Origin of the sequence: Desulfosporosinus meridiei DSM 13257, from assembly GCF_000231385.2 — a bacterium.
GTDB classification, from domain to species: domain Bacteria; phylum Bacillota; class Desulfitobacteriia; order Desulfitobacteriales; family Desulfitobacteriaceae; genus Desulfosporosinus; species Desulfosporosinus meridiei.
In genome coordinates this window covers 1,182,501-1,206,214 of the sequence record NC_018515.1, presented here as the reverse complement: position 1 = coordinate 1,206,214, position 23,714 = coordinate 1,182,501, and the positions used below count along the sequence as shown (strand labels likewise).

Annotated in this window: 19 protein-coding genes and 2 rRNA genes (1 of these 21 only partly in view); 4 read left to right on the top strand and 17 right to left on the bottom strand. The window is 40.9% G+C overall.

What is annotated here, in order from left to right; genetic code table 11:
- Positions 1–8 precede the first annotated feature (8 nt).
- From DESMER_RS05610 to DESMER_RS05560, 10 genes are all read right to left on the bottom strand, one after another.
- Positions 9–1,943, bottom strand: coding sequence for a proton-conducting transporter transmembrane domain-containing protein (locus DESMER_RS05610; RefSeq protein WP_014902099.1), 1,935 nt, complete (start codon positions 1,941–1,943; stop codon positions 9–11).
- A 227-nt stretch (positions 1,944–2,170) separates the two neighbouring features.
- Entirely contained in the window at positions 2,171–2,752 is a 582-nt protein-coding gene (locus DESMER_RS05605; RefSeq protein WP_014902098.1) for a TerD family protein, read from the bottom strand.
- Between the two features lie 149 nt (positions 2,753–2,901).
- Complete coding sequence (locus DESMER_RS05600) at positions 2,902–3,480, bottom strand: TerD family protein (protein WP_014902097.1); 579 nt, start codon at positions 3,478–3,480, stop codon at positions 2,902–2,904.
- A 23-nt stretch (positions 3,481–3,503) separates the two neighbouring features.
- Entirely contained in the window at positions 3,504–4,124 is a 621-nt protein-coding gene (locus DESMER_RS05595) for a TerD family protein (RefSeq protein WP_014902096.1), read from the bottom strand.
- Between the two features lie 250 nt (positions 4,125–4,374).
- Positions 4,375–5,211 (bottom strand): HAD family hydrolase, encoded by an 837-nt coding sequence (locus DESMER_RS05590; protein WP_014902095.1) that lies wholly within the window; start codon positions 5,209–5,211, stop codon positions 4,375–4,377.
- The gene (locus DESMER_RS05585; protein ID WP_014902094.1) at positions 5,208–6,326 is read right to left on the bottom strand and encodes a cysteine protease StiP family protein; all 1,119 of its coding nucleotides are present in this window, start codon (positions 6,324–6,326) and stop codon (positions 5,208–5,210) included. The genes DESMER_RS05590 and DESMER_RS05585 overlap by 4 nt, the downstream gene beginning before the upstream one ends.
- A gap of 46 nt (positions 6,327–6,372) precedes the next feature.
- The gene (locus DESMER_RS05580; RefSeq protein WP_014902093.1) at positions 6,373–7,791 is read right to left on the bottom strand and encodes a phosphoribosyltransferase family protein; all 1,419 of its coding nucleotides are present in this window, start codon (positions 7,789–7,791) and stop codon (positions 6,373–6,375) included.
- Complete coding sequence (locus DESMER_RS05575) at positions 7,742–8,917, bottom strand: HpcH/HpaI aldolase/citrate lyase family protein (RefSeq protein ID WP_014902092.1); 1,176 nt, start codon at positions 8,915–8,917, stop codon at positions 7,742–7,744. The genes DESMER_RS05580 and DESMER_RS05575 overlap by 50 nt, the downstream gene beginning before the upstream one ends.
- 282 nt (positions 8,918–9,199) lie before the next feature.
- Entirely contained in the window at positions 9,200–9,556 is a 357-nt protein-coding gene (locus tag DESMER_RS05570; protein ID WP_042333423.1) for a DsrE family protein, read from the bottom strand.
- 424 nt (positions 9,557–9,980) lie between these two features.
- The gene (locus tag DESMER_RS05560; protein WP_014902090.1) at positions 9,981–11,819 is read right to left on the bottom strand and encodes a PAS domain-containing sensor histidine kinase; all 1,839 of its coding nucleotides are present in this window, start codon (positions 11,817–11,819) and stop codon (positions 9,981–9,983) included.
- A gap of 430 nt (positions 11,820–12,249) precedes the next feature.
- On the opposite strand from DESMER_RS05560, the gene DESMER_RS05555 reads away from it, so the two are divergent.
- The gene (locus DESMER_RS05555) at positions 12,250–12,642 is read left to right on the top strand and encodes a DUF6173 family protein (RefSeq protein ID WP_014902089.1); all 393 of its coding nucleotides are present in this window, start codon (positions 12,250–12,252) and stop codon (positions 12,640–12,642) included.
- Positions 12,643–13,159: 517 nt separating this feature from the next.
- Here DESMER_RS05555 and floT read toward each other — a convergent pair.
- The 3 genes from floT to DESMER_RS05535 form a co-directional block, all read right to left on the bottom strand.
- Positions 13,160–14,662 (bottom strand): flotillin lipid rafts scaffold protein FloT, encoded by a 1,503-nt coding sequence (gene floT / locus DESMER_RS05545; protein WP_014902088.1) that lies wholly within the window; start codon positions 14,660–14,662, stop codon positions 13,160–13,162.
- 19 nt (positions 14,663–14,681) lie between these two features.
- Positions 14,682–15,206, bottom strand: coding sequence for an NfeD family membrane protein (locus DESMER_RS05540; RefSeq protein ID WP_014902087.1), 525 nt, complete (start codon positions 15,204–15,206; stop codon positions 14,682–14,684).
- A gap of 82 nt (positions 15,207–15,288) precedes the next feature.
- Positions 15,289–15,966: a PspA/IM30 family protein gene (locus DESMER_RS05535; protein ID WP_014902086.1), complete on the bottom strand. Its 678-nt coding sequence runs from the start codon at positions 15,964–15,966 to the stop codon at positions 15,289–15,291.
- Positions 15,967–16,497: 531 nt separating this feature from the next.
- Here DESMER_RS05535 and DESMER_RS05530 point away from each other — a divergent pair.
- Positions 16,498–17,094 (top strand): DUF1836 domain-containing protein, encoded by a 597-nt coding sequence (locus DESMER_RS05530; RefSeq protein ID WP_014902084.1) that lies wholly within the window; start codon positions 16,498–16,500, stop codon positions 17,092–17,094.
- A 104-nt stretch (positions 17,095–17,198) separates the two neighbouring features.
- Here the strand turns inward: DESMER_RS05530 and DESMER_RS05525 are convergent, their stop codons facing one another.
- The gene (locus DESMER_RS05525; protein ID WP_014902083.1) at positions 17,199–17,894 is read right to left on the bottom strand and encodes an SGNH/GDSL hydrolase family protein; all 696 of its coding nucleotides are present in this window, start codon (positions 17,892–17,894) and stop codon (positions 17,199–17,201) included.
- A gap of 496 nt (positions 17,895–18,390) precedes the next feature.
- Between DESMER_RS05525 and DESMER_RS05520 the strand changes: the two genes are divergently transcribed.
- A complete protein-coding gene (locus tag DESMER_RS05520) occupies positions 18,391–18,657 on the top strand; it encodes a hypothetical protein (protein ID WP_014902082.1) in 267 nt (88 codons plus the stop codon).
- Positions 18,658–19,141: 484 nt separating this feature from the next.
- Complete coding sequence (locus DESMER_RS05515) at positions 19,142–19,615, top strand: hypothetical protein (protein WP_014902081.1); 474 nt, start codon at positions 19,142–19,144, stop codon at positions 19,613–19,615.
- 232 nt (positions 19,616–19,847) lie between these two features.
- Here the strand turns inward: DESMER_RS05515 and DESMER_RS05510 are convergent, their stop codons facing one another.
- The 3 genes from DESMER_RS05510 to DESMER_RS05500 all read right to left on the bottom strand — a co-directional run.
- On the bottom strand, positions 19,848–20,084 hold the full coding sequence (locus tag DESMER_RS05510) for a phosphopantetheine-binding protein (RefSeq protein ID WP_042334294.1): 237 nt from the start codon (positions 20,082–20,084) through the stop codon (positions 19,848–19,850).
- 551 nt (positions 20,085–20,635) lie between these two features.
- A 5S ribosomal RNA gene (gene rrf, locus DESMER_RS05505) occupies positions 20,636–20,751 on the bottom strand.
- Positions 20,752–20,853: 102 nt separating this feature from the next.
- Positions 20,854–23,714: ribosomal RNA gene (locus DESMER_RS05500) — 23S ribosomal RNA — on the bottom strand (it continues 50 nt past the right edge of the window).

Sequence of the window (23,714 nt, the reverse complement as noted above, 5' to 3'; positions counted from 1 at the left end):
CTTCCCTCCTAGCGTCCTAAAAATAAAACGACGATCACTGTCAGCAAAAGGTACCCTAAGTATAAATGAATACTTCCTTCTTGCAGTTTGCGAATTTGAGCTGCCAACCAAAGCAATCCTCGAATTAAAGGTCGATAGAAGTAATCCTCAAAAGTAGCTTTAATTTCCCCTTCATAGCTCAACGAACGCAAACTATAACGAGTTCCAGCAAAATCCCGTTCAACTTGTCGATGAGAACCCATTGCTTTAGCAAACAGAATCCGAATAGGTTTGGTTAATCCAGTGGCACTATACTGCATATCAAGGGTTAAAGGGGAACCACAGTTCCAAGTCGCTGTAACTCTCTGTTTCCCTCGTTTGCTTAAAGTAAAAACAACTAATGTGAGTAACGTAAAAATTATCAAATAAACGGAAGCCATATGGATCGAGTTTTCTACGACTGATCCTAACCCAGATACTTCACCGTTTTTCAAAACTAAGAGCGGAAAATTGATTAAGGCTAAGGTAGCAGAGGGCCAAAGCACAGTTAAAACCGCTAAAATAATGATGATAAATGGAGCGACATATTGAACAGGCTGTACCTCTCTAGCTTTATCAGCCACATTCGAACGGGCTTGTCCAAGGAAAGCAATCCCAAACCACTTCACAAAAGTGGCCATGGATAATCCCCCTACTAAGGCGAGGACTCCAATAAACAAGGGCAAGACGGCTTTACTCCAACCATTAGCAAGATGTATGGTATTGAGCCATAGGGATTGAAAAATCATTAATTCTCCCCAGAATCCCCCCAGAGGAGGTAAAGCGGTGATCCCTATTACTCCAATAAGGGCTCCAAAACCTGTCTTCGGCATACGTTTGAGCAAGCCGCCCAATTGTTCTAGGTTTCTGGTATGTGTTGCCTGAATAATATTTCCGGCACTCATAAAGAGCAAAGTTTTGAAAAGCATATGCTGAAGAGAATGCCAAAAAAATGCAATAAGGGCCAAATTCATTGCCCATTCATTCTGCCAGAACCTTGCCAGAAAGGCACTTCCTAAAGCCATACTAAGAATACCTATATTTTCAATTGTGGAAAAAGCGAGCAACTTCTTAAGATCTGTCTGAACCGACGCTAAGAGTATTCCGACAGTGGCAGATAGAGCACCAACCAGTAAGAATAACCATCCCCACCAAGCCATCCCCGGCCCAAAAGCAAGCCAAACTATTCTTAAAAAGAGGTAAAGCGCCACTTTAACCATGACCCCCGACATCAGTGAAGAGACAGGGCTTGGTGCAGAAGAATGGGCGTAGGGCAGCCAAATATGTAACGGGACAAGACCCGCCTTTGTCCCCAATCCTATAAAGAAAGCTATAAAAAGCAAATTGAGTTGACTAGTAGAAAGTGTCGAAGACGAATCGGCCCAGACCTGAAAAGCAAAGCTTCCGGTTTTTGTATATAAATACAGGGTTGCTGCGGTCAAGAAGACCGTTCCGACATGAGTCATAATTAGGTAAATATAGGCTGCCTTGCGGTTTTGGGGATTTTCATGCTCATAGAGAACTAAGAAAAAAGAAAATAAGGACATCATTTCCCAAGTCAATAAAAAGGTAAAGCCATCATCTGCCAGCAGAACACTAACCATACTGCCAAGGAATAGAAACCAAGCACCATAAAACGGCCAAAGAGACTTATTTCCTTCCTCATATTCTTTTAGGTATCCCATCGCATAAAGAGAAGATAAGCATTGGCCTAAGAGCAAAATAAAAAGGAAGAATATCGTCAGTCCATCCACTTTCCAGGTAAGTGAACGACCCGCACCTTCTTCCGTAAAAAACCTTAATCCTCTTACAAGCCAGTCCCCGCCGTGAGAAGTTACAATTGTACCCCATACGAGTACCACCCCAGCCAATAAAATACATAAGCTCAGAAATCGATTTATGGGTCGGCTCCCCATTTTAAGCATTAATTATTACCTCCCTGATGTCCTACATGGATGTTGCTCTACCATTGTATGCAACGACTACATAAACATCAAACAGCAGAAAGGCTCACAACAGACTAATTTTTAGTATATTCCAGCAAATATGAGTGTATTACTGCCAAACTCCCATATATGAAAGAAAATGCATAAATATACTCATGCAAATTAAAAAGCGCCCCAAATATTGGGACGCCTCATCGACGATTATACTAATTTACATCTAACCCATAGTTTGTGCAAAGAGCAGCCAGTCCTCCTGAGAAGCCACTGCCAATAGCATTAAACTTCCATTCTCCTTGGTGACGATATAATTCGCAAACTACAAGTGCTGTTTCAACAGAAAAATCTTCACCTAAATCGTAGCGCATAACTTCTTGTCCATTGGTTTCATTAACAACTCGGACAAAGGAATTTGATACTTGACCAAAGTTCTGGGATCTTTGAACCGCGTCATGAATTGTAACGGTAAAGGCAATCTTTTCGACATGGGCAGGTACAAGAGCTAAGTCAACCTTAATTTGTTCATCATCCCCGTCACCTGCTCCGGTGAGGTTATCACCGGTATGTTTTACTGAACCATTACCTCCAACGAGGTTATTATAATATATAAAATCCTCAATTCCTCCGGCTCGACCGTTTTTGTCAAGCAAGAATACGGAGGCATCTAGGTCAAAGTCCGACCCACCGGAATACTTATTGGTATCCCAGCCTAATCCAACAATGATCTTGGTTAGCCCTGGGTTTCCCTTAGTTAAGTCAATCTTTTGTCCTTTTTGCAGACTGATCCCCACTATGAAACACCACCTTATTCTTATTAAGCTTTTATACTGATAGCTATAGTGATAGGTACACCCACTTACGGAGGTGTACCTATTTAATTATTTCATGAAATTACAATTAAGTAACCCAACCTCTGAACTCTGGCTTCTGACCTCCAGAATTAGACGTCTAAACCAAAATCCTTGCACAGTCCGGCTAATCCATTTTGGTAACCACTGCCAATGGCATTGAACTTCCATTCTGCATTGTTGCGATAAAGCTCGCCAACTACAATGGCTGTTTCAATAGAAAAGTCTTCTCCTAGGTCGTAGCGAATTAACTCTTCCCCTGAAGCTTCGTTCAGGACACGTACGTAAGCGTTAGATACTTGTCCAAAGTTCTGATTCCGTTCTTGAGCCTCATGAATTGTAATGGTGAAAGTGATCTTGGATACATTACTGGAAACAATGGCTAAATCGACTTTGATTTGCTCATCATCACCATCCCCGGCACCGGAACGATTGTCACCGGTATGGGTCACTGAACCATCGGGACTCTTGGGATTATTAAAGAAGACAAAGTTCTTTTCGTCAGTAACTTTTCCCTCAGCACTAAGCATGAAAACTGAAGAATCTAAATCAAAGTCTTTTCCGCCATCATACTTGTTAACATCCCAGCCCAGACCAACAATGATTTTTGTAAGCCCGGGATTTGATTTGGTAAGATCCACTTTTTGACCTTTTTGCAAACTAATTGCCATAGCATTATCCCCCTTTAATAATTTTACTGATAGCGACGGATGAGTTCACTTAAGGATGCATCATTGGTACCTTCGCCGATTGCTGCGAATTTCCATTCGTTGTTGTGGCGATATACTTCTGCCACCACTAAGCTTGTTTTGCCGGCATAGCTTTCAGTTAAGTTATAACGACAAAACTCTTGTCCATTAACAGGATTAACAACCCTAATAAATGCATTGGCAATTAAGCCAAAGTCTTGTTTGCGTTTTATGCAATCATATATATTGACGACGAAAACAATCTTATCGACGGAACCTGGCACACTGCTTAGCTCCACATGTATTTGTTCATCATCTCCATCGCCGGCTCCCGTTAGGTTATCTCCACTATGTTTTACACTCTTGTCTCCACTTTGCAGGTTGCCAAAATAGACCAGACGATCTTTCGAAGTCAGCTTTCCTTGGCCGTCGAGAAGAATTGCAGATGCATCGCAGTCAATTGCTGCCCCTCCACCGCCTCCGCCGCCAAAAAGCCCGCCGAGAATTCCACCGCCGGATTTTGGTTTTGATACTTCATCCCATCCTAAGCCAACCATGATTTTTGTTAAGCCGGGGTTACCTTTAGTTAAATCAATCTTTTGACCTTTTTGCAAATTAATTCCCACTGTGAATCCCCCTTTTTAGATACCACGCATTTTAATCGTATTTATCACTATTATCTTTTCGCCACTTCTCGATTTTTTTCCTTTTTTTATGCCTTGACAAGCTAAAATAAAAGGATACTTGTATCTTATCACAGGAAAGCTTTGGAGAAAAAGCCAAATTGTAATGTTCACATAAGTTTCACAAAACTCCCCAGCAATGTTCTTGGGAAACCAATGTTTTCCATTATATATTTCACATATTAAGTTAATTTTATACTACTAAACCCTTTGACATGGAACCGGCTACATAATCTAAGATTTCTTCTCCTGCTTTAATTCCATGTTGTCTCGTAAAGTGAATTCTCTCTACATCTAAAAGCTTCTGCAGTCTAAGGGAATGTAGTTCCCCATGAGCAGGAGCAACGGCGAAGTCTGCAGTATTCAGCATATCCAAATCCAGCAAGGAATCTCCCGCTGCTAAGCTACAGTCAATACCTTCCTTTGCTTTTATATATTGAACCGCTGCTTTCTTATTAACACTATTAGGAACTAAATAGAGCTTCCTGCCTTGAATAGACAACTCCCAATTATTGTCCTTAGCCCATAGCTTAAACGCCGCTAACTCTAGGACGGGAATCTTATCACGTTCAACTAAACAGTAATAAAATAAATCGTCGGCCATCTTGCCGGAACCCGGGTGTACCCAGGAAGGATGTCTGATCTCATTAAACCTTTGGATCAGATCTTCAGACTCCAGACAATTCTTACAACCAGCAGAGACCTGTTTCCTCCACTCCTGATCTTCAATAGTGTTATGAAAAATTGTCCCTCCATTACTGGTCACTGCATAGTCAAAGAAGATACCATAGTCACTGAAGTTTATCCGCTGATATTGAATTTTGGTTCGTGTAGTTACCGGTATGAAAAGCAATTCTGTTGATAGTTGCTTTAGTTGCCTTATTGAGGTTGAAGTCATATAGGAAATATATCGATCCTCAAACCATTCAACGGGGTGAATGGTTTCTTGTAGATTTTCATTGATAAAGGATCGTTGTGAGTATATCAAAGTTTGATCCAAGTCGCTGGCAAACATTATTTTTTTCTTCATGATAATTCTTTCACAATTCCGCAACAAGAATAAGTCAGATCGGGATACTCCTCGATTGGAACTCCTTTATCTTGGCATAACAGCATAATATGTTTCAAGTTATTATTCTCAATACTATCCACCAGAACCCTTTCCGGCAATCGTCTGAGTAGAACTCTCGTCGTTTCTCCAATACCCGGCTTAATGAAATTGATATCCTTGATTCCATACCTTTCCTGGATCCTTCTTAAGGATTTTAGCCCTTGCCAAGAAACCTCCGCCTCAACTGTGTTATTCAAACATCCCAAGCTCTCTTGAGAAAGGTATGAAAATTCCTTGGAAATGGTATCTATAAACAAATTGGATACTTCTACTTTGAGAAGTTCTTCATAAAATCTGGCCCCATGAAATTCCTTGTCTCCGATAAGATCTTGGCGAAGGACAGTTCGGCTAACCAATCCAGATACTGTTGAGTTCAAACAAGCACTAGGAATTAAAAAGTCTTCTCTGGTTCCAAAGGTTTTTACACAGTGCCCCGGATCGGCAAGGACTGCTAAGTCATCATCCAGTTCCCAGTTATATTTTGCATTAAACTCCAGGCAGGCTTGATTTAAGACTTGAGTTATTGCCCCCTTGCCTGTCCACCCATCGATGAATTGGATCTTTGCAGGTGAGTGATTCTGAAGAATGTACAACAGAGCGTTTTCATCGATACCTCTGCCTCGAATAATGGAAATACTATAATGAGGTAAATCTAAGTCATGCTTTTCCAGCAAGTAGCGTTTGATCAAAATACCTATCGGAGTTCCAGCCCGAGCCAGAGAAACAAGCACCATTTCAGATCCCTTTTTCTGTAAAATCTGCTCTGCTACAATTCCTACAGCCTTCGCGACTTTCCTTGCACTCTCTTGAAGAGTCAGGTGAAAAAGATCCAAGTAATCTTTGGTTGGTTCATATTCTATCGGCAGCATTTCCGAATAATGACCGCCGGACTGGATCTTTTGCTCCCGGGTTTCCAGATCTGTCTCAGCCATTAACCCATTAAGGTTCTTGAGTAAAAAAATAACATCCTTCGGGCTATAGCATCCCATTGGGGCGGGATCAGGAATTTGATGAGTAAAGAGTTTTTCATTCACCTGCGGTCACCTCTTTTCCTGTTATTAAAGAGCAAAATTCAAATTCTTAGACTTTGTCTTCAGGGGTTTCTATAGATGAGCCTATAACAAAAACTAAGCGCGGCATCTTAAGTTCAGCAAAAACCTGTAATAGAGGCTTTAAACGCGCAGAAGATACTTCCCTTTCCAGAAACACATAGACCTCATCATAATAGTTGGGGGGAATGTTATACACATAAAAATTAAGATCTTCATCATCCGGACTGGTGAAGGAAAATCTATTTTGAATCCCATAGTCAGGCTTGGCAAAGGGATAAATCGGACTTCTGGTGCTGGAATGATATTTTATACCATCACCCATATAGGCCGAAATGAGCATTGGAAAATACATGAATTCGCCGGTTCCTAGGCAAAGGGTTTTTTCACCTGACCTATCCAGCTTTAACTTCTCCCCAATCCCCTTAGCTAAGGGCAGAATTTCCTGCTCTCTCTCGCTAGACAATCCAAATCTACCGGTTAATCCAAGATAAGGGGCAAGACTTGGATTTCCATTGGAATCAAGGGAATAGAATGAAATTATATCCTTTAAATTCAAGAGTTTCTGTTCTACGGAAACACAAAAGTCCTTAGCAATATCGGATTCCACTTCCAAATTTCTTTGCTCCCCTTGTTCTCTTCGTTCGTTTAAAGAGGAACCGCTCACTTCTATTTCTCCCTCTAACAGAGCAACGGTGTGAATTCTAACATTAAGCAGCTGTTCATGCTGCTGATAGTTAGCCCGGTTTTCTTTCGTTCTCCAATCTAAGAGGGATAAGACCACATAATTTTTTTTCGGAAATTTAGCGTGGATTGCTTTAATAATATTTAAAGCTGTGTTTCCGGTAGTTATCTCATCATCAACAAGAACAATGGTTTCTGGATTTCGAAGCAATTCCGGATCCACCGAATAACACCGATGATTAACTGCATGAGAATGGTCTTCCTTAAAATCCAGCACTGCGGGCAAAAGAGGAATCTGATCCCGGGTCGTATGTAGGTAATGGGCATTATCAAAGGAGCTAAAAGTTGCCTGCCCTAAGCCTGTTGCTGTTTCAGCGAAACCTATGAATAAAGTTTTCTGAGGCAGTACAAAGCGCGGTTTGGAAAGTACGGCTTCATAAACTTTTCTTGTATCTTCATTCGTTTTTAAGGCCTGTACAATAGCTGGTGTATCGGCATGATTTACTCCATGAATCTTAGCCATAAATTGAATAGCTAAACTGCTTCCTGCCAGCAAAGGTATAAAGGGATCCACCGGTACATGCTTGCCAAGAACCTTACTTACAAACAAAAACCCTCGTTTTTTGTTCTGTCTTGCCGCCAGTGAATATAGTATTTGAGGGTCAATATCAAAAGGGTTCTTGGTTAGGGTAACGGATACCCTTTGCCCTTCTACATTATAAGTATACATCTTCGGTAAAGAGGCTGATGAAATTGTGTTGTTCATGAAATACTCCATAACTCTTTGCTCTTAATAAAATTTTTTGTGCCCAATTATAATGTGGTTTCATTTCATTCATCTTATTAGTATAATGGCTTTTCGTAACCCCTTGCAAGCCATTACTATTCTCAATAATGCTCAAAGCATCTAAATACTCTTCATATCCCACAATATATAGGGATTGTACCGGAATGATATGACTTGGATGAATAATGGTCTTGCCAATAATTCCATTTTCTTTGTCCAAAATAACTTCCCGAATTAGCCCATCAACATATTTATTCAGAAGCTGGCTTCTAATCTTCGTTCGATTATTCCCGAGATTATCGTGAAACTGTTCAAAAGGGCTCTTGCGCAGCTGCGGTTTAAGAACTCTCCCTCCATTAGAGAAGTACTCCCAGACGGGACCGGAGACTACGTAATCACTTTCAAAACGGCTAAATATATTAATAATATCGGAAATACAATCACGTATTACCGTTATATCATAAATTGTTACATCCGGACCTCTACGAATTCCATAATAGCCTGAAAAATCTGTTGCCCCGATGCGTACATTTAAAACTAAGTCATGATAGGTATCTAAAAGCCCCTTTATGTCCATTAATTCCCGAAAGCGGGATTCTCTATAGATGACCTCTGTACTTTCAATAATGGGCATACCATAGAAAAAACCTGTCGTTTGATTCAGACTCTTGATAGTTTCAAAGTATCTATAACTTTCGGATGTAAATTTGGGAAAGACAAACCCCGTGACTATCTTGCTGCTGTCTTCCATTCTCTCTATCAGGCGCACAATCTGTTCGGGATCCCTAACTCGAATGAAGATTAGCGGCAGTTCAAAAGACTCTAACTGCTGGTTTTCTATCGAATTATAAATATCTTGGACTTGTTTTGTAAGATTCTCCTCAGCAAATGGCACTTCAGCATCACCGATTGAATCTTCCAGGCAAAAGACAGTTGAGGCAAGTCCTCGATACTTATTAGAAATTATGTCTGGGGCTATAGTCTCTCTAGTCCCTGGCATATAGAGGGACGCACCTAAGGCATGGGAAAGAATCGCTCGGGGAGTTTCTTTGTTGAAAAACTCCGGAGCTTTAAAGAAAGTGGCCTCTAGGCCCTCTTTCGTCAAATAATTAAAATGTCTCACTCAATCGTACTAGCCCAAAGCTGTACTTCTCTCCTTCCTCAGACCAACATTAATTTTTTATACTTGTCTTACTTAAGAATACTACTAATTCCTTCCTATTTGGTGAACAATTGGTGAAATTTATGTTAAATCTTAGTAAAACAATCATTAAAATTGTTTAATGAACATAAAAGAAACCCGGGTCAACCTATAAAGGTTAAGGCGAGTTCCTCTCGTTGCTTCTCCTAGCAGCATATTACTTCACAGATATCCATTTTAGTATCCTTAAAAAGTAAATACTTTTGATTCAGCCGCCAGATCGATAAGCTGAGCTGCTGTAGACAATTTCGCCCCAGCAATAAATTCATCTTCGCCGAAGAGCCTATATCTAGCACATGGTGTACAAATGTAAAATGGCACTTCCTTCTCAATTAAGTAATCCTGATAAGTTTTAGCATCATCCCCGGTAGGTGCCTTAACATTATCAGCTAATCCCAAAACTCCATAGACTACAGCATCATCAACTAAGAAAATATTAACTTCATGACCTTTTTCTTTAGCAACTTTCGCAAGTTGAAATGCCCTAGTTGCCCGAACCGGATCCTCAAGCCCTCGGCTTAGCACAAAAAGAAATTTTTCCAAAGTCTTTCCCTCCCTAATTCTCTTACGTAGCCTTATCAGTTGGGCATATGCCCAATACCTGATTGATGTATCCTTCTCCATTAATTGTTATTTTCCTTGTGGAGAACAAAAATTAATTTTAGGGGTAGCCATCTATGCTGCTCCAGCGGAGGAGGAAAATGGATTCACCCCTGAGGATCGAAGCTGCCCTGTGGTTTTTTCAGAGTAAAGGCATTTTTGTAATCAATATTACAATCTTTATGATTATTTATCTTACACTTTTCCCTTTCGTGGTGTATAATTCTTTGCTTTTACTGAAATTTCCATCTTCAGTATGCTTAGAAAACAGTTTCTTCACATTTATTTGCAGCTAGTTCACTCCAAATTGTTTTTTCTTTATTGGTAAGATATCAAAAAAGGTTGCAGCTTCCTGCAACCCTTATACTTAAGTGAGGTTTTTAAACCGGACAAAAAACGTAGTCCCCTTTGAACCAGTATCAATATCTATCTTAGCGTTATGCCGCGCTACAATGCTATAGCAAACCGCTAACCCCAGGCCAGTTCCGTTTTCCTTGGTCGTGAAAAAAGGTGTTCCTATCTTCTCAAGTACTTGTGGGGTTATTCCTGAACCTTCATCTGATACAGCCAAAACTACTTCTTCCTTTTCCATAAAGGTTCGAATCTTAATTGTTCCTCCAGGTAACATGGCCTGGGAGCCGTTTTGAACAAGATTTAAAATAAGCTGACGAATTTCCTTTTTATCTAAAGGAATTTTGGCAACTTCTTCAAGTTCCATCACAATATTCTTTTCGGAAACCAATCCATCAGCTTGGATTAAAGGAAATATATCTTGGACAATTTCTTTAAGGCTTTGCACTTCTAATTCAACGACTCTATCCTTTGCCAGGGAAAGAAATTCTGTGATAATTGAATTTGCCCTATCCAGTTCATCGATCATGAGCGTGAAAAATTCATTGTATTTTAAACAGTCTTCCTTTCTGCTTAACAATTGGAGAAACCCTCGAACGGTGGTCATTGGGTTCCTGACCTCATGACCGATACCAGCAGCCATTTCCCCTACAAGACTTAGTCTATCGAGTCGAGCCATTTCTTTTTCCATTTTGTTTTTCAAGACTTCTTCCTCATACTCCTTGATTTTGGTGACATCATAACAGATTCCCACATGTCGAATTAGTTTTCCGGCATCGTCTAATATTGGAAATTTTCTTAACCAAATCCACCGTTCTGTTCCGTCAGGCCTGATAATTCTATACTGATCTTCAAGCAAATCCTGGTTAGTATTGTTATAGTTATCGTTTAAAAAAGCCTGCAGAATACGTTCTTTATCCTCTGGGTGTATGGAATCTATAAATGATTGCGGATTTCTATATAAACTTTGACACGTTCTTCCCCATACCTGCTCATAGGCCGGGCTAATATAGACAAGTTTTCCACCCTGACGTATCCAGATTACTTCTCCCAGGTTTTCGACAAGTTCTTTGAATTTAGCTTCGCTTTCCATTAATTTATCTTCATTCAGTTTACGCAGTGATATATCTCGTACTACTCCATACCACCGAATTACCTTACCCGAAGAATCTTGGTCATACTTTACTTTTTCATGGATCCAGACGATTTCATCATTTGACCTGATTAGCCTTATTTCCAATTCAAATTCATTATCTTTAGGTGGCATCTTCATCGAATTTATTATCAAATTTTTGTCATCCGGATGAACCATCTGCATAAAAGCATCTAAATTTGACGCCGATTCATCACGGGTTAAGCCACATAGCTGAAGCAATTCATCAGACCAATAATTTTCTCCTGTGATTGCATCAAACTCCCAATACCCTAAACGCGCAAATTCCTGAGCTTCTTCTAATCTTTCTTTTGCTTTGCGTTCTGCTTCTTCAGTTTTTTTCTTATCAGTTATGTCCCGTCCAGAAGAATACACAAGTTCTTCTGTCCAATCAATTGTTATTTCCCAGGCTATCCATTTATAAGCCCCTTCTTTACAAAGGTACCTTCTCTCAATGCTTAATCTTTCTTGTTTATTAATAAGCAAACACTTTATCGTATTAGTCGCAGCTTGCTTGTCGTCAGGGTGTAAAATGGAATATAAGGTTGATCCCCTCAATTCTTCAGCCGTGTAACCTAAGACCTCTTCAAATGCTGAGTTTACGTACCGGAATTGCCCGTGCATATCAGATATACACAGCAATTCGGGAGTAATGCTTAATATTTTTTTATAATGTTCGTTACTTAATCCTCCGTTACACAATCCAAATCCTCCTATGACCTAATCAGTCATCTATATTAATAACCTTCAATACGCTGATAATTTCAGGTAGCGAGCTTTACGTGAAATCCCAAACATAATCCGCCATATGTTTCTAAATACTATTATCTTTCCCAAATATTCTACACGTATTGCCATTATCCTTTAAAGTTTTAAATCCAAGAAATTTCACGTATTCCCCTTATCTCAATCGTGGGCTTTAAAACTTCTGTTTACAAAATCTAATGTGTTTAATGTCAATAAATTAGCGCACATCTATCTAAAAAGCTTTTATATACGAGCTTTTCTAAGTTTGCCTAAATTAAAAGAACTTTCTTTAGATTTGATAATTTACAGGATTCCCCTATTCTGCTGTCGAAATATACATTATTGGGTTCTGAATTACCTATAGCAGAAGAAGGAGGTTTATCCCTTGGATGATTTCTTACCCTCTTTGAGAAAAATGAATCTTGATATTCTCAAAGACCTACCAATGTTTACAAATCCTCAACTTGAATGGATTGAGCAGAACCTAGCTAGTGAATTTTGCAAGAAGATTTATGATCAAATTGTTGAGTTTGATTCCAAGCTTGATAATGATAAGCAAGTTGCTGTTCGTTTGGTGAATTTTGGACAATCTGTGACTTTTGTAGTCAACGGCCTGGGATACAGTAACCCAAGCCTTATTCGTTTCTCTGGAACAATGCCTAATGGTTCGCCTGTGGAATTGATCCAGCATGTCTCTCAAATAAGCTTTCTTTTGACCTCATCTTTGCGCGATAACCCTAATGAACCAAAACGAGAGATTGGTTTCAAAACAGAATGAAGCCGCTCTGCGGCTTCTGGAACAATTTGCTTACTGGAATTGTAACATTCCGGGTAATCATTACATGGAGTATTCCTTCCATTCGTAAAACGTGCTTAAAGTCCTATCGAAATAATGACTAATGTCATATGCTCTTAATTTCCCTTATCTTGTAAACTGTAGAAAAAAGTCGAAAGGGCGCTTGATAGCTATGTATGGAAAAGCAAACAAACCTGGGACTCTACACACCACTCAATTGATATGTGGAAAAGAAGAATCACCCCCTTTGGTCAGTGAATGCCTGACTCGAATGATGACACCCGAAGAATGGGAGAAATATGGCCCCTTGATTACAGACAAGAGTAAGAAGATACAGAAATCAAAAAACTTCTGATAAGTCAGCAAAAACCCATCGCTGTGATAACATTCGGTTTTTGCTTGGTGAGATTAAGTTTATTCCGTCATTTTGGATTTAATTAAGACTATACTTAGTAAGAAACTAGCAGGCTACATGTTTAACATGCAGCCTGCTTTCTTTCTAAACCTGTTGTTTATCTTCAGCCTTTTGTTCTACATAGTTATCAGGCTCCTTTGTCAGCCGTTTAACCATGCTTTCCAGATCAATCCCGGATACACTTTTCAACATCGCAGGAGCAGTTGCCATCAGCGAGGTAACATAATTGCTAACCCTTGCCGCTCCTTCCCCATGACCGGTATCTACTACCGTCAGTTTATCGATGGATTTCAAAGGTTCAGCAACCTTTCCGGCCAGTTCAGGCAGCATTTTGACGATAATGTCGAGTACAGCGGCCTGACCAAATTTTTCAAAGGCTTCAGCCAGCTTTTCTTTAGCTTCCGCTTCAGCTAAACCTTTGAGCCTAACGACCTCTGCTTCTGCCGTTCCTTTAGCTTTTTCTGCCTCAGCGATTGCCAGCCCTTCTAAACGTTTTTGTTCGGCATTGGCCTTTGCTTCAGCCTCGATCCTATATTTTAGAGCATCGGCTTCCCGCATTCGCTTAGCTTTGTCGGCTTCAGCAGCCTGTTCAACTGAATATCTATCAGCATCTGCCTTCTTTTTAACTTCAGCGTCATATTGTTTCTCTCGGCGCAGAATTTCCTTTTCCTCAATTTCTATCTCTTTTTCCTTTCTAACTAAGGAAACCTTCATTTGTTCTTCAATAACCTGTTGCTGAGAGCGAGCCTCTTGGATATGGTAGGCTTGGTCGGCTTCTGCCATTGCCGTGTCCTGATCTTTTTTATAGGAGGCTACTTTGAGTTCCTTCTCTTTGGTGGCTTCAGCAATGCTTGTATCTCTAAGTAACTCAGCTCTCTGTCCTTCTTCGGTAGCTTTAGCTTTTTGGATCCGGGCATCTCGAACGGCTTGCGCTTCCGCAACTTCCGCATCCCTTTTTACAGCAGCAATCCTGGGTTTACCAAGGGCTTCCAGATAGCCGTTTTTATCTCGGATATCTTTAATGGTAAAGGATACAATCTGTAATCCCATTTTCTTCAGGTCCTTAGCTGCCACTCCTTGAACTTCCTGAGCAAATTTGTCCCTATTGCGGTAAACTTCCTCAACAGTCATCGTTCCTAATATTGCCCTCAAATGCCCCTCTAATACCTCCTGGGCTTCCTGCTGTATAGATTCGGTAGGTTTACCCATGAATTGCTCCGCCGCCGTAGCTACATCCTCTACAGACCCGCCGATTTTTATAATTGCCACTCCATCAGCCATCACCGGTACACCCTGTTCTGTATATACTTCCGGGGTAGTAACATCTAGTTTATGCGATAGCAGGGAAATAAACTGGGCTTGTTGGAAAATAGGGAGGATAAAAGCTCCACCGCCTCGGATGATTTTTATCTTTCTACTCGATTCGTCTGTATGGACATTCTTGCTCCCTAAATAAGAACCTGTAACAATCATAGCCTCATCAGGGCCAACAGTTTTATACCTGGCCCAAAAGGCCATTCCTAATACGAGAATAACCCCCAACACAGCCATAGGAATTGCGAGTACCCCAAGTCCTAAAATCTCCATGATTACCTCTCCTCTCAATCTACTCATAACGGAAAACAAAAAGTATACCTTCTTTTGTTTCTCCAACCACTACCCGAGTTCCGGCGGGTAGCTCTTCTTGTTCGAGATTGCCGGCAATTTGGTTAGTGTTTCCTGCTCCCACTTTCATGACCACTTCTCCATAGCCTTTAACAGGAATAGGAACACTTACCTCACCTATTTTGCCAACGAGATCTTTCATCGAATAACCCGTAGAGTTTTCACAATTTTTCATGGGTCTGACATAAGAAAAATAAACTAAGACTGAAACTGCCAGCGAAATCACTACAGAAATAATGACCACTGGGATGAGCTCTAGCGAGGTGTATCGACTCAGCATAATCCCCGAGCCCCCAAAGACTGTGATCCCTCCAACTAGAACCATCGGCTGCAGAAAATCCAGGTGATCCATGGAGAGGACGTCGAAGAAACCACCAAATATGTCGCCTAAAATATCCCCAAATATTATGGTTACCAGTGCAAACAGTACTCCACCGATTAAACAAATCCAGTAGATGTCAAGCACTCTACCTCCCCCTCCATGTGCTTTGAAATCAAATGATAGGATATTAAGTTACCGGAATAAATACGTGATCGATAAGTGTATCTTATTCCTTCTTTTTTGTAAGATTCTCTTTCAATTCAGATAATTCCTTCTCTATGCCAATCTGATCATTTCCTAGTGCTTCCAATTCCAGATCGAGACTTTTAGCTTTCTCAGATAAATCTTGAGCCACATAGGCCTCTGCTTCCATTCGGAGGACTTTCTCCTCCATTCTTTCAAAATTACGACGAGAACCTTTAGTTCCAAAACCATTCATGACTCCATAGATTTCTTTTTGAGCTTTGGCTGCCTCAACCCTTGACACCAAAGCATCTCGTTTAATCCGCAGCTTCTCGTATTCATTTTTCATTTCTTGCAACTCTGCCCTAAGCTTTTCTGCCGTAGAATTGCAGCTTTGGTACTGTACTTGGTAATCCTCAGCCTTAGCTTTATTAAGTCGTTTATCTTCAAGGGCTTTGCGGGCTAGGTCTTCTCGTTCTCTGTTTAAGGCCTCTATAGCTTGATTCCCTCGTTTCTCAACCATTGCCAGGGCATCATCCAATTGGGCCTTGAACTTCCAAGCCACAGCCAACTGCCTTGCTACAGCAGCCTCAGCATCCGCTATATCCTCCTCCATATCCCTTAGGTATTGATCTAGCATTTTTTCGGGTTCCTCTGCCTTATCCAGTAGAGAATTTAGATTTGCTCTGATATTGTCACTAACCCTTTTAAATAAACCCATAAAACTTACACTCCTTTGCTTGTCTGATAATGAGTAAACATCATCTTGATAATAGACTAATTCCAAAGACCACCAACACCGATAATCCTATAAAGATCAATTCATCTCTATACTTTTTGAAACCAGTTCTGTCAAACATATATTCGCCCCCTGTTTTTACATTAGAAGAGCAGCGCTAAGGGTAAACTATGTGTTAACCTTCACGAAAGAAACCGCGTACTATCCTTCATAATATAGAGGCTTTAAGATAGCTAAAAGGTTACAAGTATTAAGTATTCTACTAAATAAAAAAATTAATTATGTACCTCCTTTCTATATTCCCTTGCGTCATTGCTATGGTTATATAATAACATCTGTTTAAATTAACCTCAAGTTCCGGTTTTAATTACTACATTCCTTTTTGGTTTAGATTTGCCCTTGTTAGTTAATATCTCTCTACTTCTCTCAATGTAGCTTCAAATACTACATGTTATGTTATATATTATCTTGAAATAAGGGTTCCTATGCTCTATAATTTATTCGAGGTGATTAATGATGCAATTCGATGAAAAGGCCCTTAAACAATTAGTAGAAGAATTATCCTTAACCCAAGATATTAAGATCACTGATATTCCGGACATCGACCTATACATGGAACAGCTAACTTCTTTCATGGAAAGCGGTCTGAGCAACCAAAAGAGAGACGACCAAGACAAAATCCTAACTAAGACAATGATCAACAACTATACCAAAGCTGGGCTTGTAATGTCTCCAGTAAAAAAGAAATACAATAAACGACATATAATTCTCTTAATCCTTGTGTATTATCTTAAAAACATTTTGTCTATTAACGATATCAAGAGTTTATTTGAACCAGTTCTTAACAATATTGAAACTCCGGAAGATGATTTAATTTCCCTTGAAGACATCTACTCAACTTTTCTGGAAGTAAAAAATATTGAATTAGCTTCCTTTGATGAAAGACTAATAGACAAGGCAACTATGATCAAAGAAAAGACCCAGACCATCGATAAAGATGGTAAAGACACAGCCGAGTTATTTTTAGTTGTCATAATGCTGATAGCTCAAGCAAATGCCCACAAAAAATTAGCCGAAAAAATAATTGATAAATATTTTGCTAAAACTTGAGCCCCTATTTCGGATTTGTTTGATAATATAAAGCCAAGAATAATTACAAAAATTGAGATATGAATTTTTCCTGGGAATGATTCATATCTCTTGCTTTTGATATGTTAAAGTGGAAATTTCCACTTTAATGCATCAACCATCAAAACTAATCGATTATAAATATAATCCGACATTAACTTATATCCTTCATCATTGGGATGAAGTCCGTCCATCAATAATTTATTCAAAGTTACTTGATCCTCTGGAAATGCACTCCAAACATCCAACACGTTTGATTCAGTTGCAGCGGAAACATTAATTATTACTGCTCTGATTGCCAAAAACAATGATTCATCTGTGGAAACCATAGGTGGTTCAACAACACAAAATATGTCAGCACCCGGCGCTCTGCTTTTAATGTCATAGATCAACCGCGTGTATTTATTACTGAACTGTTCGGGAGTTTCAAAATTTCTATCAATTCTTCCTGAGCAAATAAACACAGCATCTGTAGTACTTTCTATCTCAGTTGCTCTCTTTAAGCAATAATCCACAAGTTCTCCTGCTGAAGCTTTGTTATCCCATTCTATTTTGTTTGAGTACTTGTTTAAAAGGGATTTCTCAAGATTGGAATTCCACCCAGTTGTTAAAGGGTCTGAAGCACCTTGACTAACAGCGATAGACTCCCCAAGAATTACAGCTTTCACTGTACCGTTTTTAATCTTGCTTATACCGGTTAAGGGTTGGACTTTAATATAAGTAATAATGGCTAAAGTCAGCACCAGTAAGGGTATTAGTAAGTAAACAATTATCTTCTTCAAAGCTCTTACTCTCTTTCTCATCCAATAAGACTATGTACATTGCCTTCTTTCGAAAACTTAGTATCTATTCTGATCTTTTTCTCGTCACCTCATGCAGGCGAACCTGGTTCGAATTGACCATTTTTCTCGTTCTGGGAGAGAGATTTGACCACTAGATTATTTATTAATTGCATCGAGTCTATTTTACCATTTTTATACATGGTTTGTTGTAATAAACAGTTAATTTTTAAAATTTAATCTACTTTAATTCTTAAATATCCCATTGAATGATTTGGTTGTTCTTGATAAAATCATTATCGGTTGCTTTTTTCATCGATGCGTAATCCGAGATGAACCCGGACATGCTATAATAAAATACCCATTAAACGATGTCTATAATTAGCTACTCGATTATTCCTAGAACTAATTAAATTCAGGGGCTTCCTTCTTTTGTAAGATCTTGAGAATTTAAAGAAAACTCGAACCCCTTTTGTTTATTTTAAGGAGGTGATTTTTTATGAGTTATCAAATTGAAGGTGCCATTGTTAAAGTAAAGGATGATACTTTAGCTATTGTTACGGTTAAGCCCCAAGTATTCCAAAGTACTAGTGAGCTTCAAAAGGCTATGAATGCTTATCGTCACGTTTTTCCAGGCATGCCAATCGTCCTGATGAGCCAGGACACACAAGGAAAACCGACCTGGTATGGACGAAAAAATATAGTTAGCCTTCTTGCCAAGGTAAACCTACGCAGTATCCCGTGGAGACGTTATATTATTAATTAGATTGAATCAGTAGTACATGTTCTCAAATTTAAATATTGTCTAAAACTTATAATATCCGTATACTCTTGTCTTAATGACAAAGAGCATACGGATATTATTCTTTTGTACTTTTATTATTGGATAGAGTTTCCCTTGATTAGACTGCCATATCAGATTTTCTTCTCTGGGTATCGAAAATATGTTTTTCTAAAAACAAGAATTTTTCTGTAAATAGCCATTGAATTTTTGTATCGCAAAGTATATAATGTTGTCAAGATAATTAAGAATTGGCTAAACATTCAAAACTAATTTAGGTCAATAAATTATAACTTTTTATGAATAAACTAACATATTAGGGTTAATGCTCCGCCCTAAGTACAGCTTACTGTTATATTTATAATTTTATGCATTGTTTCTTAAGATTTTGAGCAAATAATTTAAGCAGTTGTCAATATATTTTGTCGATCTATGTATATAAAATATTTATGGCGAGGAGTGGGGAAACGTGGGAAAGAGAAATATAGTGATTGGAGTTACCCCGGTGGAATACGAGAATATGCCAGAATCATTAAAAGGAAAGTTTACACTTGCGGTAGAAGGAGTATCCGATTTATACAGCAAAATGTCTGATGAGTGGGTTGAACATCGCCAGAAGAATAACCTTAATGTCGAAAACAACAACAAGTGTAATATGCAGAAAGCTATTTCAATTTCGATGACAGACAAATGCGTATCTCTAGATGCCCTAAGTATTCTCATGAGAATTGGTAGGAAACCCGTATTGCTTTCACTTGCCAAGCAAAGCGGAATACCTCACCTTGCGCATCATGTAAAAAATAGAGTTTTATTCAATTACACTCTCTTAATTTTTGATACATTAGAAGATGCTCATAAAATGGCTAAATTCTATGTAGACAAAGCCAATTCTCATTCTAGTGTTCTGGAAAGATGTTCATATGAATCAACAGGACTGATCTAGAATTAAAGAGCCAACTAGAATTTAGAAATCACCTTAGCCAAAAGACAAGAAATGACGTTCAATTTGATAACAATTTGAACGTCATTCTTTTTTTGCCTAAGCCTTTGGCAAAGAAAGGACAAAAGGTTTGCACCTTTTGTCCTCTCGAAAGCATTGTTTGAAAACGAGTAACTTGAGTTAAAATGACCATTATAGTAAACCAATAAGAACCGGAAGAAGAAATTGAAAAGTATCAGTAGTCGGTTAAACCTCTATCTCTCAACTTTTCTACAATATCATTGACCGTAACCACATTTGCAAAATCATCATCAGTAATGGTTATCTCGAATTCGTCCTCCAGATCCGCAATGATCATCACCATATCTAACGAATCTACAAATAAGTCTTCCCGCAAACGACTCTCTAGGGTTATCCTTCTCTTCTTCTTTGCTAAAATATGCTTTAAAGTGAATATTACTCTGTCTTCCATTTTCAATACACACCTTCCTCAACACTTATGTAATATCGTGTTGACTACCTATAATAAATATACCTTTTTCCTCTAGTATTGACAATGACAAAGCTGTCACGTTTAACCTCAAAACACAGGATAAGCACGAAAATTAACTCAAGCCGTTCGAATACAACGAGTGGAAATCCGGGCCCAAGATCTTATCGTTCAGTATGATTCGACACAGAAAGAACTACATCGTTAGAGATAGTTCTTTCGCTTGTTACCTGGCGATACGAAAGGCACGCTAGTGTCCTGTGACGAAAGTCTCCGGTGGAGAGTTTCGCCGAAGCCGCTGATCCCTCAAAGAATCCTTAGCGGCGGAGGATGAGTGCCACCAACCACAAAGAATCACTTCGTGGCGAAGGGGAGCCTTTCGCCACACTGCGTCTTATAACGCATACTCCCGAAGGGTGGAATCCCGGCTCCCCAAATTCGCCCACGTGGGCGAATTTAAGACACCCCATATGAGGTGGAAGGATGAACATAAAGAAAGACCATCTCTAACGAGATGATCTTTCGCTTGTTTTACCTGGCGATAACCTACTTTCCCAGGGGCTATGCCCCAAGTATCATCGGCCCTGGAGGTCTTAACTTCCGTGTTCGGTATGGGAACGGGTGGAACCCCTCCGGCATAATCACCAGATGTCTGAGATATCGCTTTCTTTCGATTGCTGTTCTCTCAAAACTGCACAGAGTCTATCTAGTATTGTCTAAGAATTTGAGCCACTCACCTAGCGTCTCGATTTAGGTCAAGCCCTCGACCGATTAGTACCAGTCAGCTCCACACGTCACCGTGCTTCCACACCTGGCCTATCAACCTGATCATCTTTCAGGGGTCTTACCAGCTTTCGCTGTGGGAAATCTCATCTTGAGGTCGGTTTCGCGCTTAGATGCTTTCAGCGCTTATCCGCTCCGAATATAGCTACCCAGCTATGCCTCTGGCGAGACAACTGGTACACCAGGGATTCGTCCATCCCGGTCCTCTCGTACTAGGGACAGATCCTCTCAAATTTCCTGCGCCTGCGACGGATAGGGACCGAACTGTCTCACGACGTTCTGAACCCAGCTCACGTACCGCTTTAATGGGCGAACAGCCCAACCCTTGGGACCTACTACAGCCCCAGGATGCGATGAGCCGACATCGAGGTGCCAAACCTCCCCGTCGATATGGACTCTTGGGGGAGATAAGCCTGTTATCCCCAGGGTAGCTTTTATCCGTTGAGCGATGGCCCTTCCACTCGGTACCACCGGATCACTAAGCCCGACTTTCGTCCCTGCTCGACTTGTAGGTCTCGCAGTCAAGCTCCCTTTTGCCTTTACACTCTTCGCGCGATTTCCAACCGCGCTGAGGGAACCTTTGGGCGCCTCCGTTACTCTTTAGGAGGCGACCGCCCCAGTCAAACTGCCCACCTGATACTGTCCTAATCCCCGATTCAGGGGACCTAGTTAGAATTTCAGTACAAAAAGAGTGGTATCCCACCGTTGACTCCACCAAGGCTGGCGCCCTAGCTTCTTAGTCTCCCACCTATCCTGTACATTTTATACCAAAATCCAATGTCAAGCTACAGTAAAGCTCCATGGGGTCTTTCTGTCCTGTCGCAGGTAACCCGCATCTTCACGGGTATTACAATTTCGCCGAGTCCCTCGTTGAGACAGTGTCCAGATCGTTACACCTTTCGTGCGGGTCAGAACTTACCTGACAAGGAATTTCGCTACCTTAGGACCGTTATAGTTACGGCCGCCGTTTACTGGGGCTTCAATTCAAAGCTTCGGGTTGCCCCTAACCTCTCCTCTTAACCTTCCAGCACCGGGCAGGTGTCAGCCCCTATACATCTCCTTTCGGATTAGCAGGGACCTGTGTTTTTGTTAAACAGTCGCCTGGACCATTTCTCTGCGGCTCTTATTGCCAAGAGCGCCCCTTCTCCCGAAGTTACGGGGCTATTTTGCCGAGTTCCTTAACGAGGGTTTTCTCGCGCGCCTTAGGATTCTCACCCCATCTACCTGTGTCGGTTTACGGTACGGGCACCTAGTCACTCACTAGAGGTTTTTCTTGACAGCTTGGAGTCGGTTACTTCGCTACTAACTTTCGCTCCCCATCACGTCTCAGAGTCTCGCAGGGCGGATTTGCCTACCCTACCTCCTACTCGCTTGGGCCAACTCAACCAACGGTTGGCTTAACCTATCCTTCTGTGTCACCCCATTGCTCAAACATTTCTAGGTGGTACTGGAATCTCAACCAGTTGTCCATCACCTACGCCTTTCGGCCTCGGCTTAGGTCCCGACTTACCCTGGGCGGACGAGCCTTCCCCAGGAATCCTTAGATTTTCGGCGGGAAGGATTCTCACCTTCCTTTTCGCATACTCATACCGGCATTCTCACTTCTATCCACTCCACCAGACCTTACAGTCTGACTTCTCGGCTGATAGAACGCTCCCCTACCCCTGCAGTAAAACTGCAAGCCATAGCTTCGGTGATACACTTGAGCCCCGTTACATTTTCGGCGCAGAACCACTCGACCAGTGAGCTATTACGCACTCTTTAAATGGTGGCTGCTTCTGAGCCAACATCCTGGTTGTCTGTGCAATTCCACATCCTTTCCCACTTAGTGTATACTTGGGGACCTTAGCTGATGGTCTGGGCTGTTTCCCTTTCGACTATGAAGCTTATCCCCCACAGTCTGACTCCCAATCTAAATCTGATGGCATTCGGAGTTTGATAAGGTTCGGTAACCTGGTAAGGCCCCTAGCCTATTCAGTGCTCTACCGCCATCGATCATCAATTGAGGCTAGCCCTAAAGCTATTTCGGGGAGAACCAGCTATCTCCGTGTTCGATTGGCATTTCACCCCTACCCACAGCTCATCCCCTGCCTTTTCAACGACAGTGAGTTCGGGCCTCCAGTGGGTTTTACCCCACCTTCACCCTGGCCATGGGTAGATCACACGGTTTCGGGTCTACAGCATGTAACTTGCGCCCTCTTCAGACTCGCTTTCGCTTCGGCTCCGGCTTCTCACCTTAACCTTGCTACATACCGTAACTCGCCGGTTCATTCTACAAAAGGCACGCTACTACACATAACTGTGCTGTAACTGCTTGTAAGCGTACGGTTTCAGGTTCTTTTTCACTCCTCTTCCGAGGTGCTTTTCACCTTTCCCTCACGGTACTGGTTCGCTATCGGTCGCTAAGTAGTATTTAGCCTTGGGAGGTGGTCCTCCCTGCTTCCCACGGGGTTTCACGTGTCCCGCGGTACTCAGGATTCCCTCACAGAATGTCTCCCTTTCGTTTACAGGGGTGTTACCTTCTTTGCCGAGACTTTCCAGTCTTCTTCAGCTAGAGATTTATTCTTAAAAGAGGGTCCTACAACCCCGAATCCCGAAGGATTCGGTTTGGGCTCTTCCCGTTTCGCTCGCCGCTACTCAGGGAATCGATGATTCTTTCTTTTCCTCCGGGTACTTAGATGTTTCAGTTCCCCGGGTTGTCTTCTTCAACCTATGTATTCAGTTGAGGATAACCGGACATGACTCCGGTTGGGTTGCCCCATTCGGGTATCCATGGATCAAAGCCTGCTTACGACTCCCCATGGCATTTCGCTGTTAACCGCGCCCTTC